This is a genomic window from Stenotrophomonas sp. WHRI 8082 (assembly GCF_040223995.2).
In the GTDB taxonomy this organism is placed as follows: Bacteria; Pseudomonadota; Gammaproteobacteria; order Xanthomonadales; family Xanthomonadaceae; genus Stenotrophomonas.
On record NZ_CP167826.1, the window covers coordinates 2,698,633 to 2,720,127 of the forward strand.

At 65.2% G+C, this 21,495-nt stretch carries 14 protein-coding genes and 1 pseudogene; 11 read left to right on the forward strand and 4 right to left on the reverse strand.

Features of this window, described 5'->3' with window-relative positions; all coding sequences use genetic code 11:
- The 6 genes from mrdA (at window position 1) to ABRP17_RS11800 (ending at window position 8,566) form a co-directional block, all read left to right on the forward strand.
- Window positions 1–2,142: a penicillin-binding protein 2 gene (gene mrdA / locus ABRP17_RS11775; protein ID WP_349985536.1), complete on the forward strand. Its 2,142-nt coding sequence runs from the start codon at window positions 1–3 to the stop codon at window positions 2,140–2,142.
- Window positions 2,139–3,251, forward strand: coding sequence for a rod shape-determining protein RodA (gene rodA / locus ABRP17_RS11780; protein ID WP_188326147.1), 1,113 nt, complete (start codon window positions 2,139–2,141; stop codon window positions 3,249–3,251). The genes mrdA and rodA overlap by 4 nt, the downstream gene beginning before the upstream one ends.
- Window positions 3,252–3,789: 538 nt before the next feature.
- Window positions 3,790–4,938 carry a lytic murein transglycosylase B gene (gene mltB, locus ABRP17_RS11785; protein ID WP_349985535.1) on the forward strand — a complete coding sequence of 383 codons (1,149 nt, stop codon included), beginning with the start codon at window positions 3,790–3,792 and terminating at the stop codon, window positions 4,936–4,938.
- Complete coding sequence (locus ABRP17_RS11790) at window positions 4,935–6,293, forward strand: septal ring lytic transglycosylase RlpA family protein (protein WP_349985534.1); 1,359 nt, start codon at window positions 4,935–4,937, stop codon at window positions 6,291–6,293. The genes mltB and ABRP17_RS11790 overlap by 4 nt, the downstream gene beginning before the upstream one ends.
- 120 nt (window positions 6,294–6,413) lie before the next feature.
- Window positions 6,414–7,625: a D-alanyl-D-alanine carboxypeptidase family protein gene (locus ABRP17_RS11795; RefSeq protein ID WP_188326150.1), complete on the forward strand. Its 1,212-nt coding sequence runs from the start codon at window positions 6,414–6,416 to the stop codon at window positions 7,623–7,625.
- A 518-nt stretch (window positions 7,626–8,143) separates the two neighbouring features.
- On the forward strand, window positions 8,144–8,566 hold the full coding sequence (locus tag ABRP17_RS11800; protein WP_349985533.1) for a hypothetical protein: 423 nt from the start codon (window positions 8,144–8,146) through the stop codon (window positions 8,564–8,566).
- A 386-nt stretch (window positions 8,567–8,952) separates the two neighbouring features.
- Here the strand turns inward: ABRP17_RS11800 and ABRP17_RS11805 are convergent, their stop codons facing one another.
- The gene (locus tag ABRP17_RS11805; RefSeq protein WP_372486758.1) at window positions 8,953–10,710 is read right to left on the reverse strand and encodes an adenylate cyclase; all 1,758 of its coding nucleotides are present in this window, start codon (window positions 10,708–10,710) and stop codon (window positions 8,953–8,955) included.
- Between the two features lie 66 nt (window positions 10,711–10,776).
- Here ABRP17_RS11805 and ABRP17_RS11810 point away from each other — a divergent pair, with 66 nt between their 5' ends.
- On the forward strand, window positions 10,777–10,995 hold the full coding sequence (locus ABRP17_RS11810; RefSeq protein WP_372486759.1) for a hypothetical protein: 219 nt from the start codon (window positions 10,777–10,779) through the stop codon (window positions 10,993–10,995).
- A gap of 336 nt (window positions 10,996–11,331) precedes the next feature.
- Here ABRP17_RS11810 and ABRP17_RS11815 read toward each other — a convergent pair whose 3' ends face one another.
- Both ABRP17_RS11815 and ABRP17_RS11820 read right to left on the reverse strand, forming a co-directional pair.
- Window positions 11,332–16,008: a YadA-like family protein gene (locus tag ABRP17_RS11815; RefSeq protein WP_372487009.1), complete on the reverse strand. Its 4,677-nt coding sequence runs from the start codon at window positions 16,006–16,008 to the stop codon at window positions 11,332–11,334.
- A 192-nt stretch (window positions 16,009–16,200) separates the two neighbouring features.
- Window positions 16,201–16,665: pseudogene (locus ABRP17_RS11820) on the reverse strand (ESPR-type extended signal peptide-containing protein); the annotation flags it as partial.
- Window positions 16,666–17,789: 1,124 nt separating this feature from the next.
- Between ABRP17_RS11820 and ABRP17_RS11825 the strand changes: the two are divergent.
- Window positions 17,790–17,921: a hypothetical protein gene (locus tag ABRP17_RS11825; protein WP_349985529.1), complete on the forward strand. Its 132-nt coding sequence runs from the start codon at window positions 17,790–17,792 to the stop codon at window positions 17,919–17,921.
- 126 nt (window positions 17,922–18,047) lie between these two features.
- Here the strand turns inward: ABRP17_RS11825 and ABRP17_RS11830 are convergent, their stop codons facing one another.
- On the reverse strand, window positions 18,048–19,109 hold the full coding sequence (locus ABRP17_RS11830; RefSeq protein ID WP_188326154.1) for a lipid A deacylase LpxR family protein: 1,062 nt from the start codon (window positions 19,107–19,109) through the stop codon (window positions 18,048–18,050).
- Window positions 19,110–19,378: 269 nt separating this feature from the next.
- Between ABRP17_RS11830 and ABRP17_RS11835 the strand changes: the two genes are divergently transcribed.
- From ABRP17_RS11835 to lipB, 3 genes are all read left to right on the forward strand, one after another.
- Entirely contained in the window at window positions 19,379–20,371 is a 993-nt protein-coding gene (locus ABRP17_RS11835) for a CsgG/HfaB family protein (protein WP_188326155.1), read from the forward strand.
- A gap of 148 nt (window positions 20,372–20,519) precedes the next feature.
- Window positions 20,520–20,798: a DUF493 family protein gene (locus tag ABRP17_RS11840; RefSeq protein WP_192081249.1), complete on the forward strand. Its 279-nt coding sequence runs from the start codon at window positions 20,520–20,522 to the stop codon at window positions 20,796–20,798.
- A 95-nt stretch (window positions 20,799–20,893) separates the two neighbouring features.
- Window positions 20,894–21,484 carry a lipoyl(octanoyl) transferase LipB gene (gene lipB / locus ABRP17_RS11845; protein WP_240008889.1) on the forward strand — a complete coding sequence of 197 codons (591 nt, stop codon included), beginning with the start codon at window positions 20,894–20,896 and terminating at the stop codon, window positions 21,482–21,484.
- The last annotated feature ends 11 nt before the right edge of the window (window positions 21,485–21,495 follow it).

A 21,495-nucleotide genomic window follows, 5' to 3' on the forward strand; every position in this document is an offset into this window, starting at 1 on the left:
ATGAACACCCGCCGCGCGGTCAAGAATCCGCACGCCGAGGCCGAGCAGTTCCGCCGTCGCGCGGTGCTCGGTTTCTTGGCCGTGGTGCTGTGCCTGGGCGGGCTGGGCGCGTGGTACTTCAAGCTGCAGGTGCTGGACCACGAGATCTACACCACGCGCTCGGATGCCAATCGCATCAAGCCCCGTCCGGTGGTGCCCGGTCGCGGCATGATCTACGACCGCAACGGCCGCCTGCTGGCCGAGAACGTGCCGGCGTTCCGTCTGGACGTTACCCCGGACAAGGTCAAGGACATGGACGCCACCCTGGCCGGGCTGGCGAAAATCTTCCCGCTGAGCGAGGAAGAAATCGAGGCCTTCAACCGTTCGCGCAAGGCGCGTCGCAGCTTTCTGCCGGTGACCCTGAAGCTGCGCGTCAGCGAAGAAGAAATGGCGCGCTTCGCGGTGGACCGCTGGCGCTTCCCCGGGGTCGAGCTGGAGCCCTACCTGACCCGCCGCTATCCCTTTGGCGACCTGTTCGCGCATGTGATCGGCTACGTGGGCCGGGTGGATGACAAAGACCTGGAAATGCTCGGCGAGGGCAATGCCGCGCTGACCCATATCGGCAAGTCCGGGCTGGAGCGTTATTACGAACAGCAGCTGCGCGGCAAGGTCGGCTACGAACAGGTGGAAACCAATGTGCAGGGGCGGGCGATCCGTACGGTCGGCCGCGTGGCCGCCCAGTCGGGCACCGACCTGCGGCTGTCCATCGATGCCGACCTGCAACGGGCCATGGTGGCCGCCTTCGGCGTGCAGGAAGGCGCGGCGGTGGCGATGGACCCGCGTACCGGCGAAGTGCTGGCGATGGTCAGCCTGCCTTCGTATGACGCCAATCTGTTCGTCAACGGGATATCGCACGCCGACTTCCGCGCGCTCAACGACAATCCCTCACGCCCGCAGTTCAACCGGCTGGTGCTGGGCGGTGTGGCACCGGGCTCCACGCTGAAGCCGTTGATCGCACTGGCCGGGCTGGATGCTGGCGTGCGCCGGCCGGAAGACAAAGTGCTGTCGACGGGCATGTTCTACCTGCCCGGCACCAGTCGCGGCTGGGGCGACGCCAACCGCGGTGGCCATGGCTGGACCGATCTGCGCAAGTCCATCGCGCAGTCGGTCAACACGTACTACTACCGCTTGGCGCTGGACCTCGGTATCGAGCGCTTCGACCACTACATGGGCTATTACGGTTTCGGTGCACCGACCGGCATCGACCTGACCGGCGAGATCGGGGGCATCCTGCCGTCGCCGGCGTACAAGATGAAATCGCGCAAAGAGCGCTGGTACCCCGGCGACACGGTGAACGTCAGCATCGGCCAGGGCGACTGGAAGGTGACGCCGCTGCAACTGGCGCACGGGGTAAGCGGCATCGCCAGCGGCCAACTGCGCACGCCGCATCTGGTGATGCAGCAGCGCGATGGATTCGATAGTGACTGGACCATCACGCCGCCCAGCGAAACCAAACCGATCAGCCCGAATCCGAACAACGTGCAGGCCGTGCGCGAAGGCATGATGGCCACCATGCAGCCGGGTGGCAGTGGCGCGCGCATGGCGGCCGGCGCGTCATATGTGATGGCGGGCAAGACCGGCACCGCGCAGGTGATCAGCCGCAAGGGCACCGCCGCCGTGGATCCGCGCAGCCTGCCGCTGCACCTGCGCCATCGCTCCTTGTTCGTCGGCTTCGCGCCGGCCGACAATCCGGTGATCGCTATCGCCGTGGCGGTGGAAGGCGGCGGCTACGGCGGCTCGGCGGCGGCCCCGATCGCGCGCAAGGTCTTTGATGCGTGGCTGCTGGGCAAGATGCCGGAGGGCGTGTTGCCGCTGGATGTAGAGCGTGGCAGCGTGGCGTTCGGCGGTACCGTGTTCGATAACGAAGACAACGCCGCGCGCGCGAACGGAGAAGTCGCGGCGCTGGCGGCCGGTGATCTGCCGGTGCAGGTCGGTCTGCCGTCCCCGCAGGCAGTGCCCGCCGAGCATGGCGCGGCGCCCCCCTCGGAGCCCGCCACCCCGGTAACGCCGAGCCATGCTCGGCGAGCAGCCCCCTCGGAGCCTGCCACCCCGGTAGCGCCGAGCCATGCTCGGCGGATCCCCCCCTCGGAGCCCGCCCGATGAAGGATTTCCTGCGCTGGGCCGGCGACATGCTGGTGCGCTTCTTCAGCACGCTGGACTGGATGCTGTGTGCCGCCCTAGGCGCACTGATGCTGATCGGTCTCGCCACGCTGAAAAGCGCGGGTGGCGACGGGCTGGTCTTCGCCCAGGGCGCACGCTTCGCCGTCGGCCTGGCGGCCATGTGGGGCATATCACGCGTGCCGATCCTGCGCATCCGCTCGGTGACCCCGATGATCTACGCCATTTCGATGATCCCGCTGCTGGCGGTGTTCGCGATCGGTACCGGCAAGTACGGCCGGCAATGGCTGGACCTCAAGCTGTTCTACCTGCAACCGGCCGAACTGCTGAAAGTCAGCCTGCCGATGATGGTGGCCTGGTACCTGCACCGCATGCCGTTGCCGCCCCGTTTCACGACGGTGCTGGTTAGCCTGCTGATCATCGGCGCGCCGACGGCGGCGGTGATGCTGCAGCCGGACTTCGGCACCGCTGTGCTGATCGCCGCCAGCGGCGTGTTCGTGCTGCTGTTGGCCGGCCTGCCGTGGTGGTGGGTCGGGCTGGGCGTGGGGGGCATCGCGGCGGTCGCACCCGTCGCTTGGTTCTGGCTGCTGATGCCGTACCAGAAGGACCGCATCATGATGTTCCTCGACCCGGAGATGGATGCGCTGGGCGCGGGCTGGAACATCATCCAGTCGAAGATCGCCATTGGATCGGGCGGCCTGGAGGGCAAGGGCTGGGGCCAGGGCTCGCAGTCGCACCTGAACTTCATCCCGGAGCAGACGACGGACTTCGCATTTTCGGTGCTGAGCGAAGAGTTCGGCTGGATGGGTGTCGCGCTGGTGCTGGCGCTGTATCTGGTGGTGATCGGGCGTTGCCTGTGGATTGCCGGGCAGTCGCGGGATTCCTACTCGCGCCTGCTGGCCGGCGCCACCGGCCTGGCCTTTTTCGTCTACGTGCTGGTCAACGGCGGCATGATTTCCGGCCTGTTGCCCGTGGTGGGCGTACCCATGCCTCTGATCAGCTACGGCGGCACCTCGGCGGTATCCCTGCTGGCAGGCTTCGGTCTGGTGATGGCCGTACGCAGCCACAACCCGGTCCACGGCGGCTACCGGTAGAGCCGGCGCGGTAGAGCTGGCGCGGTAGAGCCGACTTCAGTCGGCTTGCCCCACCACGCGCGGAGGTGCCCACACGGTCGGCGCCCACTCGGTAGAGCCGACTTCAGTCGGCTTGCCTGACCGTACGCCTTAAGCGCAGCCGACTGAAGTCGGCTCGACCCAGCAAGACGTCGTGAAGATTTCACACATCAAATGTGCCTTCGATCACACTTCTTAACGAATTTTTGATTTTGATCAATGGTTTTGTCGCAAACCCGCTGCACAATGGCGGCCTGTCATGCAGGGCGCGTTCATCTACCGCCGACCTGCGGACAGGAGCAGCAAGACCGCACGTTAGCCACCTGCTCTGGGGAGATGCAGGCGGCCCAATCGCATGGTCCGGCAGGCCGGTTGCGCCCGTAGGGGGATGGGGGCGCAACCGGTTTGTTGTCACTGCTTTTTTCACGCAGGATTTACAAAGGTTGACTCACTTAATCAATCCTTTGCTATTCATGGTCTTAGGGGTTTTATTTCATCCATGACCTGCTAACCTGCGGCGATGATCCGACGTACTCTGGCCTGCATGCTCACCCTCGGCCTGGTCGCTTGCGCGACTCAGCCGTCGAGTCCTCCATCGCCTTCGCAGGCCACCGTTGCGCCGCATGAACCGGCCAGCGGACACACCAAGGGACCGGCAGAAGCCGCGCCCGAGGCCGCTGCGGCTACCGCACCGCCGGTTGACCTGACGCCCGTCCCGTTCGACGTCGCGCGCGCCAATTTCATCCGCGATACCGCTGCCGCGCACAAACTTGATCCTGCCTATATCGCCAGCGTGCTCGACCAGGCGCAGGTGCGTCCGCCGATCATCGCGGCGATGTCGCGTCCGGCAGAACGGGTCAAGCCGTGGAACGAGTACCGGCCGATCTTCATCAGCCAGGCACGCATCGACGGCGGAAAGAAATTCCTGGCCGAACATCGGGATGAGCTGATGCGCGTGCAGCAGCGCACGGGCGTGCCGGCCGAGGTGATCGTGGCCATCATCGGCGTGGAAACCAGCTATGGCGGCAACACCGGCAACCACCGGGTGCTGGATGCGCTCTACACACTGGCCTTCTATTACCCGCGCAGCGGCGATCCCGCCAAGCTGGAACGCGAGGTGCGGCGTGAACTGTTCTTCCGCGACGAATTGGCCAAGGCGTTTGTTCTCGCGCGTGATGAAAAGCTCGACATCACCACGCTGAAAGGCAGTTATGCCGGTGCCATGGGCATGGGCCAGTTCATGCCGTCCAGCTATCTGGATTACGCAGTGGACGGCAACGGCGATGGTCGCCGTGACCTGTTCAACAGCTACGACGACGTGTTCTCGTCCATCGCCAATTACTTCGTCAAGAAGGGCGGCTGGGTGCGCGGCGGGCAGGTAGCGGTGCAGGCTACGCTGGCCACCGGCCGCGAAGAGTTCAATCCGACCGAGTGGAAGCCCACCTGGTCGCTGCAGGATCTGGCCGCGCGCGGTTATCAGCCGGTCGGCGCGGTGCAGCCGGGCGCGACCGCCACGCCGATCACGCTTGAAGGCAGCACCGGCAAGCAGTACTGGCTGGGCTTCCAGAACTATTACGCCATCACCCGTTACAACATCTCCAAAATGTACGCGATGGCGGTATTCCAGCTGTCGCAGGCCATCGCAGGAAAGGAGTTGCCGCCGGCATGAACATCAGATGGTGGGTCCCCGGAGCGTTGATCCTTGCGCTGGCCGCATGCAGCAGCGCGCCCAAGAAACCCGGCGGAACCGCCATCGGTCCGGGCAAGCCACCCGGCACCGTCGTGCAGGGCAAGGGCAGCACCCGACCGGCCCACTGCCCTGATGGCTCGCCGTATGCAGCGGCAGCGGAAGATCTGGCCACGCGCGGAAACTACACCGCCGGCGGTCTGTACAAGCCGGGGGTGAAAGACACCACCCCGACGTACATTCCCAACGTAGCCTGCATCCCTGAGCCGGAAGTACAGGATCTGGCGCGCTCGCCGATCGGCAACAAGACGCCGTATGAAGTGCTGGGCAAGCAGTACAAGGTGATGGACAGCACCAAGGGCTATGCGGAAAAAGGCACGGCTTCTTACTATGGTGCCAAGTTCCATGGCCGCCTGACCTCCAACCGGGAGGTCTATGACATGTACCAGTTCACCGCTGCCCACAAGACGTTGCCGCTGCCCAGCTTCGCGCGCGTGACGAACCTGGACAACGGCGAGTCGGTGATCGTGCGGGTGAACGACCGCGGCCCGTTCCACGACGGCCGGGTGATCGACCTGAGTTACGCCGCAGCCGTGCGATTGGGCATCACCCAGCGCGGCACGGGCAATGTGGAAGTCAGTGCGCTGCAGCCGGGTGAGGGCAATCTGTTGGCCAGCGCCAAGCCCACCCGTGCCGAGCGTCGCGCCACCACGATGGTCGCTGCCGCTGATGCAGCACCGTCGGCCATCGACAGCCTGGTCAACCGTCTGCCACCGGCGTCGGCCCCTGTTGCCGCCGCCGCCATCGCGGCGCCCGCACCGCGCACCGCTGCCGTCGCCGGCAAGCCGCCGACCGGCCCGGAGGCCTACCGCTACCGCGTTGCCGACAGTGCGAAGCCCGGATCGGCCGACAATTTCGACCGCTGGATGCGCGACAACAACGTGCGCGTCGCCACCGGCAAACCGACTACCCCGGTAGCGACGGTCGCCGGCCGTCAACCCGACAAATCCCCCGCAGCGGCAGTGGCGGCCGCCGCCCGTCAACCTGACCCATCCCCCGGAACCAAGCCGACCACCGCAACCGCCACGCTGTCCCAGCAGGTGCTGGGCAACGTTCTGCTGCAGGTCGCCAGTTTCGCCAGCCGTGACAACGCCACCCGCGCCCAGGGCCAGCTCACCGCCGCCGGCATCGTCGGCGCGACCATCAGCGACATTGCCGCCGGGGGCCGCACGCTCTGGCGCCTGCGCGTACCCGCCAACGATCACGCCAATGCCACGGAACTCGCTGGCCGCATCGCCGGTCTGGGTTTCGGCGCACCGCAGATCGTCAAGGAATGATCGGCAGCGGCAGGCGACCGCCGCCTGCCGCGCCCATGCCGTGACCGCCTACAATGGCGTTCGCGTTCACCATCTCGCCTATCCAGCCGTATTCCGGCCGCTCCAGGAGTCTGCAGTCCCATGAAATTCCGTTTCGCTGCCACCGCGCTGGCCGCCACCCTGGTGGTCGGTCTGGCCCATGCCCAGACCGCGCTGCCGACGCCGGCTGCCCCGGCAGCGGCCACTGCGCCGACTACCGTCGCCACGCCGCCCGCACCGGTGCCCAGCGTGTCCAAGGCCTGGATCCTGATGGATTACGCCTCCGGCCAGATCCTCGCCGGTGAGAACGTCGACGCGCAGTTGGCGCCGGCCAGCATCACCAAGGTGATGACCAGCTATGTCGTCGCGGCCGAAGTGAAGAACGGCAAGGTCAAGCCGGACGATCAGGTGATGATGAGCGAGCGCGCCTGGCGCGAAGGCGGCGCGGGCACGGATGGCAGCTACAGCGGTTTCCCGGTCAACCAGACGGCGCGTCTGGAAGACATGGAAAAGGGCATGGCCATCCAGTCCGGCAACGATGCCGCGATCGCCCTGGCCGAACACGTGGCCGGCAGCGAAGAAGCCTTCGCCTCGCTGATGAACAGCTATGCCGCCAAGATCGGCATGAAGAACTCGCACTTCGTCAATGCGCACGGCCTGACCGCCGAAGGTCATCACAGCACCGCTCACGATCTGGCCCTGCTGGGCCGCGCTTTCGTGCGCGACTACCCGGAAACGTATGCCTACAACAAGGTGAAGGAATTCACCGTGGGCAACATCAAGCAGCCCAACCGCAACCTCCTGCTGTGGCGCGACGGCACGGTGGATGGCATCAAGACCGGCCACACCTCGGCGGCCGGTTACTGCTTGATGAGTTCAGCGCAGCGCGGTGACCAGCGCCTGATCGCGGTGGTGCTGGGCGGCGCGTCGGAAAAGCAGCGTGCCGATGACAGCCTGGCCCTGCTCAACTGGGGCTTCCGCTTCTTCGAGACCCACCGCCTGTATGAACCCGGCAAGGTCGTGGCCGAGCACAAGGTGTGGAAGGGCAAGGTCGACAACGTGCAGCTGGGTGTTGCCCAGCCGATGCTGGTAAGCCTGCCGCGTGGTCGCTACAACGACCTGAAGCCGAGCATCGACGTGCCCAAGAGCCTGACGGCGCCGTTCACTGCCGGCCAGCAGATCGGCACGCTGAAGGTGACCCTGGATGGCAAGGTCGTCGCGCAGGCGCCGCTGGTGGCGATTGCTGCTGTTGAAGAAGCTGGCTTCTTCAAGCGCCTGTGGGACAGCTTCTGGATGTGGTGGGAATCCGAATAATCCGGTAGTGACGGCCGCTGGCCGTCAAGCCGCGGCGTCGACCATGGCGCCAACCCGGGGTAGAGCCGACTTCAGTCGGCTGCTTCCCGCCAGCCGACTGAAGTCGGCTCTACCCGGCCATGGCGTCCGGTAACCGGTAGCGCCGACCCATGGTCGGCGAGCGCAGCGGGCCTTGGCGGATGAATTCCGTCGAGCACGGCGCGGCGCTACCGCACTCTTTACAGGTTGCCTGATAGACGCTTTCGTCCAGTCGCCCGCACGCTGTGCAGGCTGGTTGCAACCGCACCAGCCGGGATTGGCATCCCGATAGAGTCGTTTGATGTAAAGGGCCCAGTGCATGCAAAGCATTGGGGAAAATGCACTGACTTCCGCGTCTGCGGCGGGCGGTGCGTGGGGGATCCCGGGATCCCGCCGGTCTGTTCTTGCCTTTACATCAACACTCTCCGGTATGCCAACCCGCACCGTCCGCCACCTTGCATTCCGGCAGGTGGCCCGCACGCACTGCGAGGTATCCCTGCATGCTTGAACGCCAGTCCGCCAACGCACGCCTGCACGCCCTGATCGGCGACGCCGCCAACACGCTATCGCCGGCGCACATCCAGCGCATCGCCGACAAGCTGGCCGAGGCCGCCGCGCCAACCCCTCAGCCGGCGCTGCTGGCCCACCTGCAGGAAATGAAGCCGGACCGCTGCGCCAACGGCTCACCCTGGGCGGACCGTGGATTGAACGCAGGCCGCTGCAACGACCTGGCCAGCGCCAGCCGCTGCCTGCACGGCCTGGCCAGCGTGCTGCGCCTGCTGCACGCCGCCCAGCTGACCGCCAGCGAAGCCGAGCTTGATCAGCAATTGGGTGCCTGCGAGATCGACGGTCTGCTGCACGCTGCGCGCTGTCTGGCGGATTCGGCTGCCAGCGCGCTGCACTCTCCCACGATGGGCACATAGGATCCAGCCCCCGCAACGCTTTCAGTCCAGAACGATGGGGCCACTTCATGTGGATTGCGATCATTCCATTTCCTTCGCAGTCACTGCATGAAACAGGGCGCGATCCGATCTTGGTGAGCAAATGATGCGCGTCGCCCGTAACGTATTGAAATGGCTTTTAAAAGCGCAGGCTACCTTGGCCAACCGCCGCAGGGATGCCAGACGCAGCGTGCTGGCCGCCCTGTTACCCAGACGCCCGATGGCGGTGCCGTCCAAGGGCCGGCGCAAGCGTCGGCGGGTGTACACCTACTTTCATTGATCCTGGATTGGATGGGGCGTGCTGGATGCCTGAGCCCAAACAGGCTTGGCCGGCGGCAGTGTTCTATTGAGGGCTCGCCTCATTCACCTCATTCCTGCGGATAGCCCAACCGGACAGCCGTAGGGGACAGTACGGCGAAAGCATCTGCCAGCACGCCCCGGTAACGGCGCCAATGGCCTGCGGGAAGGCGCTGCGGCCCCAGTGTCGCGGTAGGCGGCACGTGGGTGTTGAACGCTTGCGACAGCAACTGCGCCATGGCCTCAGGATCCTCCAGTGTCGTGTCGATGCGTACCACCAGGTGGGGGTACAGGTTCTGCTCGCTCAGCACGGCGATCTGGTCAAGCGCACGCGCCAACCACGCTGTGGATTCAGTCACGCCGGGGAACCCGATCTTTGCTGCTGACCCATAAGCAATCCAGTCCAGCAACATGTCGCGGGGATCACGAATGACGAACAGCAAACGTCCTTCAGGCAAGGCCGGTCGCAGGGCATAGAGCAACCCATTATCCCAGAACGGCAGCCAATCGATCACAGCGTCACCGTCCACGCCGCGTAAAGGTAGGGACTTACGCCACCTTTCAATCATTGCGGCAGGCGTCACTTCGCGCGTTACCAACTGCTGTAACGCTGTGTATTCCTGGAAAGCATCGCGCGGCGGCGTGGGGCCAAAGCGGTCGTGGCGGACCAACGGTGTTGCTTCGGCCAGTGCCTTCATCACCCGCTCGGCGCCGGCACCCGGCGGCCCCCACAGGAACATCGGGCGAGGCCCGGTGGGGGGCGAAGCGTCGCCCATGGCGGGCCACCTGCTCGGTTCCATTGATTGCGGTGGAAGGTCCAATCGGTACTTGAGCATATCTGCCTGGATGTCCAGCCACACGTTGAGCGCGGCCTCCGGATTACCGGCACGGTCATGGACCTCGCCCAGCCACGTTCGCAGATCCAGGCGACGGCTGCCTTCGGCTTTTTCAATCAGCGCCTCGACGTGGGCTACTGCCCCAGCCGTATCGCGGAGCATCAAGCGATCCACCAATCGGGTCTGTGCAGCGGCATGGGTTGGCTCCAGGGAGATGATTCGCCGGGCCACCACTTCGGCACTCTCAGGCTCATTGCGCAGATCGTGCAGTCGCGTCCGTGCTTCCAGTGCAGGCACATGATCCGGTTTGGCCGCGATCCAACGGTCAACCACCGTCATTGCGGCGTTGCTTCCCGTGTCCTCCACCGACATGCGTGCCCGCCACAGATTGTCGGACCCCGACTTATCGCTCAACACGGCATCCAGCTCGTAGCGCGCCTGAGCAGGCAGCTGCAATTGCTGCCACGCCGTCAACAGCAACTGCAGCGCCTGCGGATCGTCGGCGTGCTCTGCCAGCGGCGGAAGCAGTAACTCAAGTATGCGGTCGAACTGGCGCGCACCCAGCGCCAGCTCTGCAGCCATGCGGCGCAGTGCCGGCGTTGCCTGCCCGGGCTGTGTCAAGGCCGCTTCGATATGCGCCAAGGCAGCCGCGGCGTCACGGTGCTGCAACGCGCTGTGGGCGAGCAACCCCGGCAATGCGGCAATGCCCGCGTCCATCGACGCTGCGCGCATGAAAATCTGTTCGGCGATGGCCGGCATTTCCCTGCCCAGCGCGGTCAAACCCAGTGCATAGAGCAGCAGGGGGTCGTCCGGACGTGACTGGGCTGCAGTGTTGAGTGCAGCAAATGCTCCGGCGGCATCGTGGCGGTGTAGTTTGATCAGTCCATGCATCGCGTCGACATCCGCATTGCCTGGCTCCAACGCACGCGCACGGGTGGTCAGCAGATCCGCTGCGTCCAGATCACCCCGGGCCAAGGCGACGTCGGCTTCCATCAATAGTGTCGCCATCTGCCTGCGTTGATAGTGGCGCAACGCCAGCAAGAGGCTCGCCTGTTTGGCATGAAGGTCGATGTCGTCGGGAGCAAGCGCCACTGCCCGGCGCATGGCATCTACCGCATCAGGTACACGGTCCTGACGCTGCAATGCAATGGCGTGCCAGCGATGGGCACGAGGCAGGTGAGGCTGAGCACGCGTCCATTCTTCCGACCTCTGCAACGCCTGGTCGATCTGGTCGCGCTCAAGGGCGCGTCGAATCTTGTTTTCCATCATGCTCCCTGATGATTACATCGAGCGGGAACATGGCTGAGGGAAGGAGGATAAGGGCAAGGCAGCGGGCTTTCATGAGCCGCACGACGGACGCCCTGAGGCGGACGATAGCGCAACCGCGCTGTGGGGACAAAGAGATGGTCGCAATCACCCCGCCGGAGAGCGTGGAGCCGGTCTGCGAGTGAACGGTCGGTCGCCGAGGTGGCCCGCCTTGCGAGGCGAGTTGGACAGCCCCAGGCCAACACGCTGCGGGGCAAAAGCCGCGACGCAGAAATGCCAAACCCACAGCCTTTCGGCTGTGGGTTTGGGGTACTACAGTGAAGGCAGGGCCTTCATTTCATCCAGCTGTTACCAGCTGAAACCCGCACCAGCGCTCATGCTCTTGTCGCTACCGCTGAAGGCACCACCCAGCGAAACCGACACGTTCTGCTTGACGCCCATCACACGCTGATAACCCACTGCCAGCGCGCTGCGGCCGTTCTGCTGACCGATACCCGCACCCAAACGGTTTTCACCACTCAGGCCGGCCGTGTTCATGGCCATGCCGGCGTATGCAGCGCTGATGGCGCCCATGCGGTCGATACGCTTGTCAACGGCCTGGAAGCGGCTGTTGCTCCAGTCACGCTCAGCAGCGAAGCGGTCATCCATCTGCTTCAGGTTGACTGCATCGGTCGGGCGGGTGCCGGCGGCTACGTTGCCGATCACACGTTCCGCGCCTGGGGCACCGACCGACACTTCACGGTCCCGGTCGGTGGTGGAGCCGCTGCCAATGGCAACAGAGTCCTTGTTCGATGCACTCGCGCCTTCACCGATCGCCACTGCTCCATCACCCTTCGAGGCAGCACCATCGCCGATCACTACTGAGCCCGCGCCTTCACCGCCCAGATCAATCGGGCCGGTGCCGCTCTCACCGCCGCCGCCGATGGAGCCGTCGGCCACCCCGCGTTCAATCACGCCCACGCGGCCATCCAAGCCATCGATCTTGCCGCGCAGCAGTGCTTCCATGTCGTACAGCTGCCCACCGTTGATGCCCTCGCGGCTACCGCTGGCAATCAGGCCATTGGCCACATTGTCCAGTACCGTTCCGTTGGTACCGCCCAAGGTGGCACGGGCCAGGCTCATGTCGTCGTACACCACCGCACCCAGTGCTTCGCCATCCCGATCAACCAGGCCAGAGGCCTTCAGCTGTGCGATGGTAGCCGCGTCGGTGTCGGCCTCGCCATTGGCCACGCCGGACAAGCGACGCGCGCCGTCGATGCCGCCGAAGTTGACCGCAGTGCCGCCGGTGGTGGCACCGACGGTCAAGTCTGCATTTGCCGCGGTCTGCTGTACCAGACCGATCGTGCCGTTGCTCAGCTCGTTGACCGTGGTGTTGAGGTTGTTGATGTCGCCTTCGTTGGTGGTGACGCGACCATCCAGGTTGGTGATGTTGTCCTCGTTGACAGCCACACGGTCGTTGGTTTCCTTCAGCTGCGAGCCGTTGACCGCATCGGTGCTGGTTTCGGTCAGGTCGCCAGCGGCCACGCCGGTCAGCTTGCGGTCACCGCTGGTGCCGGCGAAGTTGACGGCAGCGCCACCGGTGTCCTTGCCCACGGTCAGTTCTGCATCCGCACCCGCCTGCTGCACCAGACCCACGGTGCCATCAGCCAGTCCGTCCAGACGGGTATTGATGGTGGTGATGTTGTCTTTGTTGACCGTGACGCGCCCATCGATGTTGGTGATCGCATCACCCACGTTGGTCACGGTGGAGCCGTCAACGGTGTACGTCGGACCGGTGATGGTGCCGTCCGGATTGACGGTCGCACCGCCACCCAGGCCAGCGGTCACGCCCTTCAGCTGGGCGATGTTGGCCGCATCGTTATCGGCCATGCCGGCGGCCACGCCGCTCAGCGTGCGATCCACACCATTGCCGGCGAAGTTCACCTTGGTGCCATCCTTGCCGGTGGCCACGCTGACGATGCCGGTGGAATCGTCATAGGTCACCAGACCTTCGGTGCCGCCGATCAGGCCGTCCATGCGCGCGTCCAGGTCGGTAAGCGAGCCGTCTACTGCCTTGAACCCTTCACCCACGCCGGTGTAGTCAGTGCCACCAATGTTGTAGACCGGGGCGGTAATGGTGCCGTCTGTACGGACAGCGGCATTGCCACCCAGGCTGTCAGCCACGCTCTTGGCGGTGCCGTGCAGCTGCGAACCGTTGATCGCTTCGTTGCTGGTTTCACTCACCGCGCCAGCGGCAACGCCGATCAGCTTGCGGCTGGCGTTATCGCCATTGGTGAAGTCAACGGCCGTGCCGCCGGTGTCCTTGCCAACGGTCAGATTGGCAGTGTCCGAAGCCTGCTGCACCAGACCCACCGTGCCAGCAGCCAGGTCATCCTTCAGGCCGGAAATGTCATCGGCATTGTTGGTGACGCGCCCGTCGATGTTGGTGATCGCATCACCCACGTTGGTCACGGTGGAGCCGTCAACGGTGTACGTCGGACCGGTGATGGTGCCGTCCGGATTGACGGTCGCACCGCCACCCAGGCCAGCGGTCACGCCCTTCAGCTGGGCGATGTTGGCCGCATCGTTATCGGCCATGCCGGCGGCCACGCCGCTCAGCGTGCGATCCACACCATTGCCGGCGAAGTTCACCTTGGTGCCATCCTTGCCGGTGGCCACGCTGACGATGCCGGTGGAATCGTCATAGGTCACCAGACCTTCGGTGCCGCCGATCAGGCCGTCCATGCGCGCGTCCAGGTCGGTAAGCGAGCCGTCTACTGCCTTGAACCCTTCACCCACGCCGGTGTAGTCAGTGCCACCAATGTTGTAGACCGGGGCGGTAATGGTGCCGTCTGTACGGACAGCGGCATTGCCACCCAAGCTGTCAGCCACGCTCTTGGCGGTGCCGTGCAGCTGCGAACCGTTGATCGCTTCGTTGCTGGTTTCACTCACCGCGCCAGCGGCAACGCCGATCAGCTTGCGGCTGGCGTTATCGCCATTGGTGAAGTCAACGGCCGTGCCGCCGGTGTCCTTGCCAACGGTCAGATTGGCAGTGTCCGAAGTCTGCTGCACCAGACCCAGCGTGCCAGCAGCCAGGTCATCCTTCAGGCCGGAAATGTCATCGGCATTGTTGGTGACGCGCCCGTCGATGTTGGTGATCGCATCACCCACGTTGGTCACGGTGGAGCCGTCAACGGTGTACGTCGGCCCGGTGATGGTGCCGTCCGGATTGACGGTCGCACCGCCACCCAGGCCAGCGGTCACGCCCTTCAGCTGGGCGATGTTGGCCGCATCGTTATCGGCCATGCCGGCGGCCACGCCGCTCAGCGTGCGATCCACACCATTGCCGGCGAAGTTCACCTTGGTGCCATCCTTGCCGGTGGCCACGCTGACGATGCCGGTGGAATCGTCATAGGTCACCAGACCTTCGGTGCCGCCGATCAGACCGTCCATGCGCGCATCCAGGTCGGTAAGCGAGCCGTCTACTGCCTTGAACCCTTCACCCACGCCGGTGTAGTCAGTGCCACCAATGTTGTAGACCGGGGCGGTAATGGTGCCGTCTGTACGGACAGCGGCATTGCCACCCAGGCTGTCAGCCACGCTCTTGGCGGTGCCGTGCAGCTGCGAACCGTTGACCGCTTCGTTGCTGGTTTCACTCACCGCGCCAGCGGCAACGCCGATCAGCTTGCGGTCATCGCTGGTGCCGGCGAAGTCCACCGCCGTGCCGCCGGTGTCCTTGCCGACGGTCAGATTGGCAGTGTCCGAAGTCTGCTGCACCAGACCCACCGTGCCAGCAGCCAGGTCATCCTTCAGGCCGGAAATGTCATCGGCATTGTTGGTGACGCGCCCGTCGATGTTGGTGATCGCATCACCCACGTTGGTCACGGTGGAGCCGTCAACGGTGTACGTCGGCCCGGTGATGGTGCCGTCCGGATTGACGGTCGCACCGCCACCCAGGCCAGCGGTCACGCCCTTCAGCTGGGCGACGTTGGCCGCATCGTTATCGGCCATGCCGGCGGCCACGCCGCTCAGCGTGCGATCCACACCATTGCCGGCGAAGTTCACCTTGGTGCCATCCTTGCCGGTGGCCACGCTGACGATGCCGGTGGAATCGTCATAGGTCACCAGACCTTCGGTGCCGCCGATCAGGCCGTCCATGCGCGCGTCCAGGTCGGTAAGCGAGCCGTCTACTGCCTTGAACCCTTCACCCACGCCGGTGTATTCAGTGTCACCAATTTTATAGACCGGGGCGGTAATGGTGCCGTCTGTACCGACGGCGGAATTGCCACCCAGGCTGTCAGCCACGCTCTTGGCGGTGCCGTGCAGCTGCGAACCGTTGATCGCTTCGTTGCTGGTTTCACTCACCGCGCCAGCGGCAACGCCGATCAGCTTGCGGCTGGCGTTATCGCCATTGGTGAAGTCAACGGCCGTGCCGCCGGTGTCCTTGCCAACGGTCAGATTGGCAGTGTCCGAAGCCTGCTGCACCAGACCCACCGTGCCAGCAGCCAGGTCATCCTTCAGGCCGGAAATGTCATCGGTATTGTTGGTGACGCGCCCGTCGATGTTGGTGATCGCATCACCCACGTTGGTCACGGTGGAGCCGTCAACGGTGTACGTCGGACCGGTGATGGTGCCATCGGGCCCCACCTTGGCGCCGCCGCCCAGGCTGTCCACGACGGGCTTCAGCTGGCTCATGTTGACTGCATCGGTGTTGCCGACGCCATTCTTGACACCGGTCAGTATGCGGGAGTCAACGCCGCTGTCACGCAGGCTCACGGTGCCGCCGGCAACGCCGGCGCCCACATGGATATCACCGAAGGTGTCACGGGTAACCAAGCCTGCGCTGGTGGCGATGTTGTTGACGCGCGTATCCAGATTGCCCAGCGCGCCGCCCACATTGGTGTGGCTCGTGCCGTCGAGGAAGGTGTAGGTAGGGCCGGTGACAACGCCGGCGGCGTCGACCTTCGCGCCGCCGCCGAGACCGGCCACGACCGGCTTCAGCTGGCCGACGTTGACGGCATCGGTGTCGGCGAAGCCGGCAGCCATGTTGACCAAGCGACGCTTGAGCGTCGCGTTGCCGATGGAGACGGTGCTCGCTTCCGTCGCAGTCGATCGGGTGCCGAGCGCAACGGCATCACTCGCGGGCGCAGATACGGATGCGTAATTCCCTAGCGCGACGGATGTCGCGCCCGAAACACTACCACCCCGTCCTAGAGCTACTGAGTCGGCGCCGCTTACCTTCGCACCCCAGCCGATGGCAGTTGAGTCAAGTCCCGTCGCCCATGAGTCGCCGCCGATGGCAACTGTGGCCATGTTAGTTGCATTGGCGTCTTGACCGATCGCGACCGCAACGCGACCGCCAACGCCCGCAGAAGCCTTGGCTCCGGGTCCAATTGCAACATTCCTTGGGTTTCCGCTCGCACTGCCGCCGTCCAGAGACCCCAAGATGCCGATGCCCCCCGACATGGGCACCGGCGAGGAGGTAGGTTGGCAGCGCAGGCCGTCAGCTGAGATGGACTCATTCACTTTGCACTGCAGCGGCGAGTCGGCAGCCATGGCCGCGCCGGCCGGCAGGGCAAGGGCAACGGCCATGGCTGCGGCAAGGCGGGTGCGGCTCTTCTTGCCGCGCGATGCGGTCAGTTCGGAGGCGACGGCCCACGTCCCGGTAGAAACATTGAAGATCAATTTGTAGACAGCATTCATGAGGATTTCTCTCAATGGGGGCGCGACGGGGGCGTCGTGCGGGGTGATGGCTTAAGTTGCCTTCCGGTGTTTCCGGAATGACGCCATGGTTGTCTTTCACCCTTTTTGATCCCATCGGTCAGGTCCTAAAGCGTCGCGAGTGGCTCGCTCCCCTACGTATTTGTGTGGGTTTCGTTAAGGCAGGTGATCCGAGCGTGTGCAGCCGGAAACGTCGGCCAGCAGCTGGGGGTGGGACTTACGCGCCCATGTGGGGGGACTGCAGTGGCTGGCGGCTGAATCCGCCAGACTGCGTGCAGCGTGCAGCAAGCGCAGTACGCTGGCCGGCGACGGGCGCTGGCTAGGTCGTTGCAGCGGCCAGCGTTCAATCGACGCTCTACCCACGTCGATCCATTGGCGCAGCGGTCCGGTTTCATCTCTTGCAGATGGGCCAGCAACGTCGGCTGGGGTGTCGGTGCGGCGGCCTCGGCCAGCGTGGCGGCGATCCGTTCGATGTGGGCCGGCGATAGCGTATTGGTGGCGGCGCCGATCAGGGCGTGCAGGCGTACGCTGGCGGAGTGGAGCTCGGGCATGCGGTGAGACCTCGCAAGGCGGCCACCTGTCGGAGGGCAAGGTGGCAGACGGTGCGGGTTGGCATGCCGGCGAGTGTGTCGCCACAGAAAGACATACCGGCGGGATCCTGCGATCCCCCACGCACTGTCCGCCGCAGACGCGGAAGTCGGTGCAAAGAGTGGGCCGGCTTAGCGCTGCAGAATTGTTCCGCCAACGGCCCGCTGCGCTCGCCGACCATGGGTCGGCGTGAACCTCGACGGCAAGAAGCTCGCGATTCGCAGTGCGTGCGTTTTGAGATTTAGGTCCAGGTCTCTGTTGGCAGGAAGCCGCTAGGTAGAGCCGACTTCAGTCGGCTGGCGGGGAGCAGCCGACTGAAGTCGGCTCTACCGCAGCACGCTCCCTGAATCTGCTCCCGCTGCCTCCGCTGCCCGGCAGGGTTGACCGAGGGCGAGCAGGCAAGCCGCTCAGCTCATCCAAACGGCAGGCGGTGTGCGCACCGACACCCGCGTCGGCGCAGGCGAGGAAATGCGACCGGTCTGATGGGTGCCTGGCGGGCTGATTGCGACGATGGCGGTATGAACAGGATCACGCCAATATTTCAGTTCGTCTGCCGCTTCACCTTGGTGTTTGCTGAGGAGTTCACGGCACGCCGTCGTCGGCGCTCGCTGCGGCGCAAGCTGTTGCGTCGGCTGTCACGCCGCGACTGAGTGCAGCCGCGCCGCTGCGCTCGCCGAGCGTGGCTCGGCGCTACCAATGCGGCGGCGCTGCGCCGCTGCGCTCGCCGAGCATGGCTCGGCGCTACCGGTGCACGGTAATTTGCGCGTTGTCGCGGCTTACAAGCTGCGGCTGATGGTGAAGCTGCCGAAGATCGGCGACTGCCGCTGGCCGTCGAATTCCTTGGTGCTGTGGTAACGCGCCACGGCGAATTTCCAGCGGCCCCGCATCACGGCCACGCCGTAGCCGCCCTGGGCGACCACGTGCTTCTTGTCCACGCTGTGGCTGTTGCGGAAGGTGTTGCCGTCCAAGGTGATATCGCGGATCACCCACGCCGCGTCGGTGGTGGCGAACAGATGCCATGACCAGCCACTCGGCCGGCCGCCACGCGACGGTGAGGTGTTTTCACCGGCCGGGCGTAGCGGGGTGCTGCCGAAGTCATCGGGCAGCTTCCAGCCGAAGCGCACCTCGCCGCCCGCGTTCAGGTGGGTGGCCAGGTTGCCGACGGCGCCGCCGTAATGGCTGATCGCGTCCCAGCCCCAGCCGCTGGCATTGTCCGTGGCATCGCGCGGCCAGCGGTTCATCCGCTCGTGGGTGAGCATCAGCACGGGTTCGTTGTGCAGTTGGTTGTCCCAGCCCTGGAACTTGTCGTCGTCCAGCAGGTCATGCACGGCGTCCTGTACTTCCTTGCCCTGCGCCCAGGGACCGACCACGCCGAAGGTCAACTGGGTGGTCTGCAGGTAGTTCCCGCTGCGGGCGTTGTAGCCGAAGCTGCCGACCAACACGCCGGCATAGGGGCGGTCATCTTCGATCACGTCGCGGCGGGTGAAGTCGGTCGGGGTGAAAATGCCCTGGGCGACGCTGAAGATCATGTTCTGCTGTTCGAACTCGCCCGGGTGCAGGGCCTCCAGATGGCGGTTCACCCAGCGCGCCATGCGCGGCAGGCACGGGTCGTTGGTGAAGTCGACCAGGTTCGGCGAGACAAAGGTGATCTGCGCCCCGTTGGTATATCCCTGATCCTGGTCGGCGCCGCCGAGCAGGTCGTTGTCCACGCGGAAGTTGATCTGCGGGGGATGGTCAGCCAACGCGCTCTGGCTGCACTGTTCGGCGGCGTGGAGGGGGAGGGCCACGGCCAGCAGGCCGGTCAGTCCGATAGCTGCTGCAATGCGCGTTGGGTGCATGGGATTCCAAGATGGATTTTTGTCGTTTCTCGCGCATTCACGGTATCGCCTATGTGAAGGCAGGTCGATGACGTCACATGCATTGCTCTGTTCCGTGCCCTGAGCCCCTCGCGCCGGCGTTCAGCTGAGGTTGCCGTTGGGCAGGCGGTGTCATATCCTCTGCGCCGGCGCCCCGGCGCTTTCAAGGATCCTGGCCTGCCGCCACCGGCCTCTCTCAACCCAATGGATTGCGCTTTGCCCGCAACGGGCCAGAGCGCTGGACAACAGAAATGACCCAACAGAATTCGTTCGCCACCCTCGTGGTCACCGCCGTGCTGGGCGTCGGCCTGATGGCTGTCAGTGCCCCGGCGTCTGCCGGTCTGCGGGACAGCTTCGCGTCCAGCCGCACCTCCGCCCAGGAACAGGGCAAGCAGGGACAGGCGCAGATTCCGGTCTGCAGCAAGCCGCTCGGCTCGATCTCGGTGATCGAACCGGAGGACACGGTGAACTGGTGGACCGGCCAGCAGTTGCCGGCACCGTCCAAGCTGATCAAGGTATTCGTCAACAAGTCCAAGTGCTTCACCCTGGTGGACCGCGGCGTGGGCATGGCCGCCGCACAGGCCGAACGCGCGCTGGCGTCGGAAGGCGAGCTGCGTGGCCGCTCGAACATCGGCAAGGGCCAGATCCGCGCTGCCGACTATGTGCTGGTGCCGGACCTGATCTCGCAGAACAACAATGCCAGCGGCAACGCCATCGGCGGCCTGCTGGGTGGGCTGATCGGTGGCAAGGCGGGCGCCGTGGTGGGTGGGCTGAACTTCCGCAGCAAGACGGCCGACGTCACCCTGACCCTGACCGATGTGCGTTCTTCCGAGCAGGTCGCCATCGTCGAGGGCAATTCCAAGAAGACCGACCTCGGCTGGGGCGCCAGTGGCGGCCTGTTCGGCGGCGGCGGTATCGGCGCGATGGGCGTGGGCGGTTATGCCAACACGGAGCTCGGCCAGGTGATCACCTTGGCCTACCTGCAGGCGTACACCAACATGGTGGCCGAGCTGGGTGGCCTGCCGGAGAACGCGTCCGCCGCCAACAGCAGCCAGGCGGTGACCATGCTGAAAGCCGGTCGCCTGCTGGCCAATGCGAAGGGCACCGGCGCGTCGGTACGCGACCTGGAGCCGGGCATGCTGCTGTACCCGACCGGCGTCAAGGAAGGCACCATGTGGGAAGTGGAAGATGAAATGGGCAACAAGGGCTGGGTCAATTCGACCTTGATGCAGCTGGCCAAGTAAGGGCAGTCATCTGCCGAACGCCCGCTGCGCCCGCCGACCATGGGTCGGCGCTACCCAGGATATCGGTAGCGCCGAGCCTCGCGCGGCGAGCGCAGCGGGGTTCATCGCCCCCCTTGGGTTTGATCTTCACCAGCCCGATAATGGGCGGATGGAAATCAAATCCGACAATCCCGAACACGGCTTCCAGTTTCCCGGCACGTTCGAGCTCAGCGCCATGGGCCCGGCCAACTCCGGTCTGGAAGTGGAACTCCCCAGGCTGTTGCTTGCGGCCGGCATCGAGGTGCTGACCGAACAGATCAGCTGGAAACACTCGTCCAACGGCAAGTACGTGTCCGTGCGCATGGCGTTCGCCGCCCGCGACCGCGCCCAGTACGACCTGGCCCACGAGGTGCTGCGCGAGCACCCGGAAGTAAAGTGGACGATCTAGCGCCAACGGCGGTAGTGACGGCCGCTGGCCGTCAGCCGCAGCCGGCCATCGTCCGTGATCTCGGCCGCCAAGCGTACGAGCCGGTGTGGCGCGCAATGCAGCGTTTCACCGACGAACGAAGCGACGACACCCTGGATGAATTGTGGGTCGTCGAGCACGATCCGGTGTTCACCCTCGGCCAGGCCGGCAAACCCGAACATGTGCTGGCCCCCGGTGACATCCCGGTAGTGCAGGTGGACCGCGGCGGGCAGGTGACCTATCACGGCCCCGGCCAGATCGTGGTCTACCCGCTGTTGCGCCTGCCGCGGCTGGGCATCGGCGTGCGCGACTATGTGTGCCGGATCGAACAGGCCATCATCGATACGCTGGGCGAGTGGAACATCGGCGCCGAACGCCGGGATGGCGCCCCCGGTGTGTACGTTGGCGGGGCGAAGGTCGCTGCGCTGGGTATCCGCGTGCGGCGTGGCTGCACGTTCCATGGCCTGGCCTTCAATGTCGCCATGGATCTGGAGCCGTTCCACCGCATCAACCCCTGTGGCTACGAAGGGCTGCGGGTGACCACGATGGTAGACTTGGGCGGTCCGTCCGGCCTCGCCGCCGTCACGCCGGTGCTGCTGGACCAGCTGGCCCGCCAGTTTGGCCTGCTGCTGCAGCCGACGCCGGACCTGCCCGATTTGTCCGCTTGACTTGAACTGAC